7 protein-coding genes are annotated in these 6,407 nt (G+C 76.6%); 4 read left to right on the top strand and 3 right to left on the bottom strand.

The window, feature by feature from the left end; all coding sequences use genetic code 11:
* A partial coding sequence (locus VF468_26250) for an MFS transporter (GenBank protein ID HEX5881789.1) occupies nt 1-696 on the top strand: 696 nt, incomplete at its 5' end.
* Nucleotides 697-702: 6 nt separating this feature from the next.
* Here VF468_26250 and VF468_26255 read toward each other — a convergent pair.
* The gene (locus tag VF468_26255; protein ID HEX5881790.1) at nt 703-2,697 is read right to left on the bottom strand and encodes a hypothetical protein; all 1,995 of its coding nucleotides are present in this window, start codon (nt 2,695-2,697) and stop codon (nt 703-705) included.
* Nucleotides 2,698-2,753: 56 nt separating this feature from the next.
* On the opposite strand from VF468_26255, the gene VF468_26260 reads away from it, so the two are divergent.
* The 3 genes from VF468_26260 to corA are packed head-to-tail and all read left to right on the top strand — an operon-like array spanning nt 2,754 to nt 5,247.
* Entirely contained in the window at nt 2,754-3,545 is a 792-nt protein-coding gene (locus VF468_26260) for a Sir2 family NAD-dependent protein deacetylase (GenBank protein ID HEX5881791.1), read from the top strand.
* Entirely contained in the window at nt 3,542-4,240 is a 699-nt protein-coding gene (locus VF468_26265) for a type 1 glutamine amidotransferase (protein HEX5881792.1), read from the top strand. The genes VF468_26260 and VF468_26265 overlap by 4 nt, the downstream gene beginning before the upstream one ends.
* 14 nt (nt 4,241-4,254) lie before the next feature.
* Complete coding sequence (gene corA, locus VF468_26270) at nt 4,255-5,247, top strand: magnesium/cobalt transporter CorA (GenBank protein ID HEX5881793.1); 993 nt, start codon at nt 4,255-4,257, stop codon at nt 5,245-5,247.
* A 9-nt stretch (nt 5,248-5,256) separates the two neighbouring features.
* On the opposite strand, the gene VF468_26275 is transcribed toward corA, so the two are convergent.
* Together VF468_26275 and VF468_26280 are read right to left on the bottom strand one after the other, a co-directional pair.
* Nucleotides 5,257-5,658 (bottom strand): F0F1 ATP synthase subunit epsilon, encoded by a 402-nt coding sequence (locus VF468_26275; protein ID HEX5881794.1) that lies wholly within the window; start codon nt 5,656-5,658, stop codon nt 5,257-5,259.
* Nucleotides 5,659-5,660: 2 nt separating this feature from the next.
* The coding region (locus VF468_26280; protein ID HEX5881795.1) for a F0F1 ATP synthase subunit beta at nt 5,661-6,407 on the bottom strand (747 nt) is incomplete at its 5' end.

Raw genomic sequence — 6,407 nt, forward strand, 5'->3', positions numbered from 1 at the left:
GTGCTGGCCGAGGCGGCCCTGGCCGCCCTGGCCCTGCCGGCCATCGCCCTCCTCCCCCGGCTCGCGGCCCCGGCCGGCGCCGACCCTGCCCCGCTGGCCGCCACCATCCGCCAGGGGCTGGCCCTGCTGGCCCGGACCCCGGTGCTGCGCGGGGTGACGGTCGCCACCGCCGTCGGCATGGGCGGCGCCGGCCTGCTCACCCTGGCCCTGCCGTTCTGGGCCGAGCGGCTCGGGGCCGGGCGGGCCGGCGCCGGCTACCTGTGGGCGGCCCTGGAGGCGGGGGCGATCGCCGGCGCCCTGGCCGCCGCCCGGCCGACCGCCGGCTGGCCGCCGCAGCGGGTCGTCCTGGCCGGCCTCGGCCTGTTCGGCCTGGGCGTGATCGCCTGGCCGCTGGCCCCGTCGTTCCCGGCCGCCCTGGCCCTGGTGGCGCTGGCCGGCCTGGCCGAGGGGCCGGCGTTCGCGGCCACCTTCGCGACCCGCCAGCGCTGGTCGCCGCCCGACCTGCGGGGCCAGATCTTCACCACCGCGGCCAGCCTCAAGCTGGGCGCGTTCGCGGTCGGCTCGGCCCTGGCCGGCTCGGCCGTGGCCGAGGCCGGCGTCGACGGCGCCCTGGTCGCCGTCGGCGCCCTCCAGCTCCTGGCTGTCGCCCTGGGCCGTGCCGCCGGCGCCCGCGGCACCGCCCAGGGACCGTCCTGAGCGGCCTCAGTGGCGGGCCTCGGCGGGCCGGGCGCTGGGCGCCGGCGCCGGTGGGCCGGCCGGCCGCTGGCCCTCCAGCCAGGCCCAGGCGGGGATGGCGAGGAGGAACAGGCCGCTGCCGGCGGTGGCGGTGACGCCGGTGTCGTTGAGCAGGATGAGCAGGAGCGACCCGAAGGCGCCGAGGCCGAGGACGCGGCGGGTCCAGCCGGGCAGCTGGCGCAGCGGCCCCGGCGGGCGCAGGGCGATGAGGCCGGCCAGGAGCACCTCGAGGGGGCCGACCCAGGCGAACGGGCTGTTGGCGAGCAGGCGGAGGTTGCGGGCCAGCTGGTCGACCACGACCCCGGCGGCGTCGGCCGGGCCCTGCTGGAGGCGCTCGGCGAAGCGGCCGGCGTGACTGACCGGCCCTCCGAGACCGGCCCCGAGGGCCACGGCCACGGCGGCGGCCACGGCCAGCCCGGCCAGGAGGACGACCCGGCGGGCCCGGGGGCGGCCCGGGGCCAGCACCACCAGGGCCGCGGCCGCGGTCAGCATGGAGGTGAGGGCGCCGCCGACGTCGGCCCCGAGCCGCGGCAGCCCGTCGACCACGCCCAGAGCGGCCAGCAGGCCGGCCGTCGCCACCGCGGACAGGGGCGCGAACGCGGCGATCAGCATGACCGCAGCCAGAGCGAAGGCGAAGTAGCCGTTGCCGAGGCCGTAGAAGCGCTCGCCGTCCCAGGCGCTGCCGCCGACCAGCGGCTGGGACAGCCCCTGGCCGCCGAGGACCAGGTCGAGGGTGACCAGGACACACAGCCCGGCCCCGAGCAGCGCCGGGGCCGGCACCCGGCGTGGCCGGCGGGGGCCGTCGCCGCCGGCGGGCCGGTCGAGCCGGAGGGCGACGGCGGCCAGGGCGGCGGCCACGGCGATCCCCGACGCGACCCAGGCGACCGCCCAGATGCCGGTGCCAGGACCGTTCGGGCCGGGCAGGACCGCCGCCCACAACCGGGCCGCGAGCGGCTCGGCCATGCTGGCCACCAGGTAGCCGGACGGCAGGGCCAGGGTCAGGGCGAGCATCACCCGGCCCGCCGACGCGGCCCGGCCGGGCGGGCCGCGGCCGCGCCAGACGGCCACGAGGGCGAACAGGGCGAGCACGGCGGCCAGGCAGAGCAGCGGGATCGCCCAGGTGCGGGCCGCCACCAGGGCGGCGACCCGCCGGTCCAGCCGGGTCGCGTCGGCGGGGGCGGCGCCGTCGGCGACGACCTGGATGACCGAGCCGTCGTCGCCGGCCGAGGCGCCGCCGGCCAGGGTGGGCCGCACGTCCTCCAGGGCGGCCAGGCCGACGCGGCGGGTCGAGCCCGAGGTGGGCAGGCCGCCGGGGAGGCGTGGGTCGAGGACCAGCAGCGGGGCCGCGTTGGCCCGGCCGGGCGCGGCCCGGAGCCCCACCACCATCACCGACCGGGGGGCGTCCCCGGCCGGCTCCAGCCGGTCGAGCACGTCGGCCAGGGCGGCTGCGTCGGGCACGGCCAGCACCAGCAGCCGGCCCGGCTCGAGCGGGAGGGGGCCGTCGCCGGCAAGGGGGCCGGGCGGCGTCGCCGGGCCGTCCGGGCCGAGGGTGAACAGCCCGGCCGCCTCCTGCCCCGGCCAGGCCAGCACCCGGGTGGTGGGCGGCAGGCGGCCCAGCCGGGCGCCCGGGTTGTCAGCCCGGATCCGCGCCACCGCGTCCGGGCCGGGCAGGCCCGAGGCGTCCGGGTCGTCCCCCAGCGCGGCCAGGGCGTCGACCCGCCGCCCGGCGGCCAGTGACAGCACCCGGGACGCCACCGGCTGGTGCACGGGCAGGGTCGACACGAACCCGGCCACCTCGGGCCGGTCGGCCCCGGTCACGGCCAGGGCCTCGTCCAGGGTGAGCCGCTCCACCAGCACCAGCGCCGACGGCGGGGCCACCGGGCCCGGGTCCGCCGCCCGCACGGGCCCGGCTCCCGCCAGCACGGCCACCACGCCCACGACCAGGGCCAGGAACCAACGCATCCTGGCATCGTAGCCGCCCCGGCACCCCTCGGCAGCGCCGGCGGTACCCTGGCGCCATGGATGTGGCGAGGCGGGCGGTGGGCGACGCCCTGGAGCGGGCCGGGGTCCTGGTGGCGGCGGCGCGGCGGATCGTGGTGTTCACGGGGGCCGGGGTGTCGACCGACTCGGGGATCCCGGACTTCCGCTCGCCGGGAGGGTTGTGGAGCCGGTACGACCCGCGGCTGCTGGGGTTCCGGCGGTACGTGGCCGACCCGGAGACGCGGCGGCTGGCCTGGCGGCTGCGGCGGGAGCTGCACCAGCTGGACGCCCGGCCCAACCCGGCCCACCTGGCCTGCGCCAGGCTGGCCGAGGCGGGCCGCCTGGCCGGGGTCATCACCCAGAACGTCGACGGGCTCCACATCGACGCCGGCCTCGCCCCCGAGCTGGTCTGCGAGGTCCACGGCACCGGCCGCCAGGTCGTCTGCCTGAGCTGCGGCGAGCGGGGCCCGATGGCCGAGGCGGTGGCCAGGGTCGAGGCCGGGGAGGACGACCCGGCCTGCCTGGCCTGCGGCGGGATCATCAAGGCGGCCACGGTGTCGTTCGGCCAGAGCATCCCGACCGAGGTCTGGCAGCGGGCCGAGGCCCTGACCGCGGGCTGCGACGCCTTCCTGGCCGTCGGCTCCTCCATGGTCGTGCAGCCCGCGGCCAGCCTGCCCGTCAAGGCCGCCCGGGCCGGGGCCGCCCTCGTCATCGTGAACCGCGAGCCGACCCCCCTGGACGGCCTGGCCGACGCCGTCCTCCACGGCGAGGCCGGCAGCCTGCTCCCGGCCCTGGTCGCGGCCGCCCTCGGGGAGCCAGGGCCGGCGTGACCAGGCTGCTGGTGGTCCAGCACGAGCCCGGCTCCCCGCCCGGGCTGCTGGCGGTGGCGGCGGCCGCCACCGGGGTCGAGCTCCAGGTGGTGGAGGCCCCGGGCGAGCCGGTGCCGGTCACCCTCGACGGCGCCGACGGGCTGGTGGTGCTGGGCGGGGTCATGGACGCCGACGAGACCGACGACTACCCGCACCTGGCCCGGACCATGGACCTGCTCGCCGACGCCGCCGCCCGCTCGACCCCGGCCCTCGGCATCTGCCTTGGCGCCCAGCTGGCCGCGACCGCCCTCGGGGGCCGCGCCTACCCGGGCCCGGCCGGCGAGGAGCTCGGCTGGACCAAGGTCGAGCTGACCGAGGCCGGCCGGGCCGACCCGGTCCTGGGCGCCCTCCAGGAGCCGGCCGAGCTGTTCGAGTGGCACCACGACACCTTCGACCCGCCCCCGGGCGCGACCGTCCTGGCCGGCGGCGCCGTCTACCCCAGCCAGGCGTTCCGGCTGGGCAGCGTGGTCGCGGTCCAGTTCCACCCCGAGGTCGACGGGCCGCTGCTGGCCGGCTGGTGGGCCACCTCAACCCCGCCGCCGAACTATCCGATTGACGAGGCCGTGGCCGGCGCGAACCGCAACGCCGCCAACGCCACCCGGCTGCTGGAGGCGTTCTGCCGGTCCGCCGCCTCCGCGGAGGCCGAGCCTGGCTGAGGCACAATGCCGGCATGATCATCGACTGCGCGGTCTACCAGGACGGCAGGCGAAAGCCGGGCCAGCTGGCCCTCGAGGACGCCTACGAGGCCGGCTGCGCCGAGAACGCCTTCGTCTGGATCGGCCTGTACGAGCCCGACGAGGCCGAGTTCGAGTCGGTCCGGCGCGAGTTCAACCTCCATGAGCTGGCCGTCGAGGACGCCATCCACGCCCACCAGCGGCCCAAGCTCGAGGTCTACGACGACACCCTGTTCGTGGTCCTCAAGACGGCCCGCTACGTCGGCGAGACCGACAGCGTCGAGTTCGGCGAGATCATGCTGTTCATCGGCCCCCAGTTCGTGGTCGCGGTCCGCCACAAGCCGGCCAGCGCCCTCGGGGACGTCCGCAAGCGGATCGAGGGCCGCCCCGACCTGCTCCGCTTCGGCCCGGGGGCGGTGCTGTACGCCATCCTCGACCGGGTCGTGGACGACTATCAGCCGGTGGTCGACGGGCTCGACGAGGACATCAAGGAGGTCGAGACCGAGGTCTTCTCGCACCAGGGAAGCAACCCGGCCGAGCGCATCTACCTGCTCAAGCGCGAGGTGATCGAGTTCCACCAGGCCGCCGCCCCCCTGGCCGAGCCGCTCGACCGCCTGGTGCACAGCCTGGTCCCCGGGATGCACGGCGAGCTGGGCGAGTACTTCCGCGACATCCAGGACCACCTGATGCGGGTGGTCGACCACGTGAGCGGCTTCCGCGAGCTGCTCACCAGCGTCCTCCAGGCCAACCTGACCCAGGTCGCCCTGCGCCAGAGCCAGATCGGGGTCCAGCAGAACGCCGACATGCGCAAGATCTCGGCCTGGGTGGCGATCGTGGCCGTGCCGACCATGATCGCCGGCATCTACGGCATGAACTTCGAGCACATGCCGGAGCTGACCTGGACCTTCGGCTACCCGCTGGTCCTGGCCGTGATGGCCGTGGCCTGCGTCGTCCTGTACCGGGCGTTCCGCCGCAACGGCTGGCTGTAGGCGGCGCCGCTACCCGTTCTCCGCGACCCGCCGGCGCACGGTCGCCTTGGCCTGCTCCTCGCGGGCCTCGTCGAGGCGGTCCTCGGAGCGCAGCTCCTCGGCCCGGCGCTCGTGGGCCTCGGCGTCGTCCTGGGCGAGTTCGTCGGGGAGCACGGCGTGCTCGGCCAGGATGTCGACCCGGGTCACGTCGTCGGAGTGGGCGACGTGGAGGAAGCCGCCGTCCACGGCCACGGCCGTGCGGCTGCCGCCGGCGTCGATGAACACCGGGCCGACGGCCAGGGCGGCCAGCAGGGGCGCGTGGCCGGGGAGGACGCCGAGGTCGCCGTCCACGGCCCGGGCGGTGACGAAGTCGGCCTCCCCGGTCCACACCTCCCGCTCGGGGGTGACCAGGTGCACGTCCAGGCCGGCCACGGCTACTCGTCCCCGCCGAGCTGCTTGGCCTTCTCCTCGGCCTCCTCGATCCCGCCGACGTTGAAGAAGGCCTGCTCGGGCAGGTGGTCGTAGTCGCCCTTGGCCAGGGCGTCGAAGGAGGCGATGGTCTCGTCCAGCGGCACCGTCTTGCCGCTGACGCCGGTGAACTGCTCGGCCACGTAGAACGGCTGGGACAGGAACCGCTGGATGCGCCGGGCCCGGTTGACGATCACCTTGTCGTCCTCGGACAGCTCGTCGACCCCGAGGATGGCGATGATGTCCTGGAGGTCGTTGTAGCGCTGGAGGATCTCCTGGACCCGGCGGGCCACCCGGTAGTGCTCGTCGCCGACATAGCGCGGGTCGAGGATGCGCGAGGTCGAGGCCAGCGGGTCGACCGCCGGGTAGATGCCGAGCGAGGCGATCTCGCGGGCCAGCACCGTGGTCGCGTCCAGGTGGGCGAAGGTGGTGTGCGGGGCCGGGTCGGTGATGTCGTCGGCGGGCACGTAGATCGCCTGCAGCGAGGTGATCGAGTGGCCGCGGGTCGAGGTGATCCGCTCCTGGAGCTCGCCCATCTCGCCGGCCAGGGTGGGCTGGTTGCCGACCGCGCTCGGCATCCGGCCGAGCAGGGTCGAGACCTCGGAGCCGGCCTGGACGAAGCGGAAGATGTTGTCGACGAACAGCAGCACGTCCTGCTTTTCTTCGTCGCGGAAGTACTCGGCCATGGTCAGCGCGGACAGGGCGACCCGCAG

The organism is Actinomycetota bacterium (assembly GCA_036280995.1).
Lineage (GTDB): Bacteria > Actinomycetota > CALGFH01 > CALGFH01 > CALGFH01 > CALGFH01.

What these genes read in the sequence shown, in the direction of transcription:
- VF468_26255 (HEX5881790.1), bottom strand. Translation starts at nt 2,697, where the DNA reads ATGCGTTGGTTCCTGGCCCTGGTCGTGGGCGTGGTGGCCGTGCTGGCG.
- VF468_26260 (HEX5881791.1), top strand. Translation starts at nt 2,754, where the DNA reads ATGGATGTGGCGAGGCGGGCGGTGGGCGACGCCCTGGAGCGGGCCGGG.
- corA (HEX5881793.1), top strand. Translation starts at nt 4,255, where the DNA reads ATGATCATCGACTGCGCGGTCTACCAGGACGGCAGGCGAAAGCCGGGC.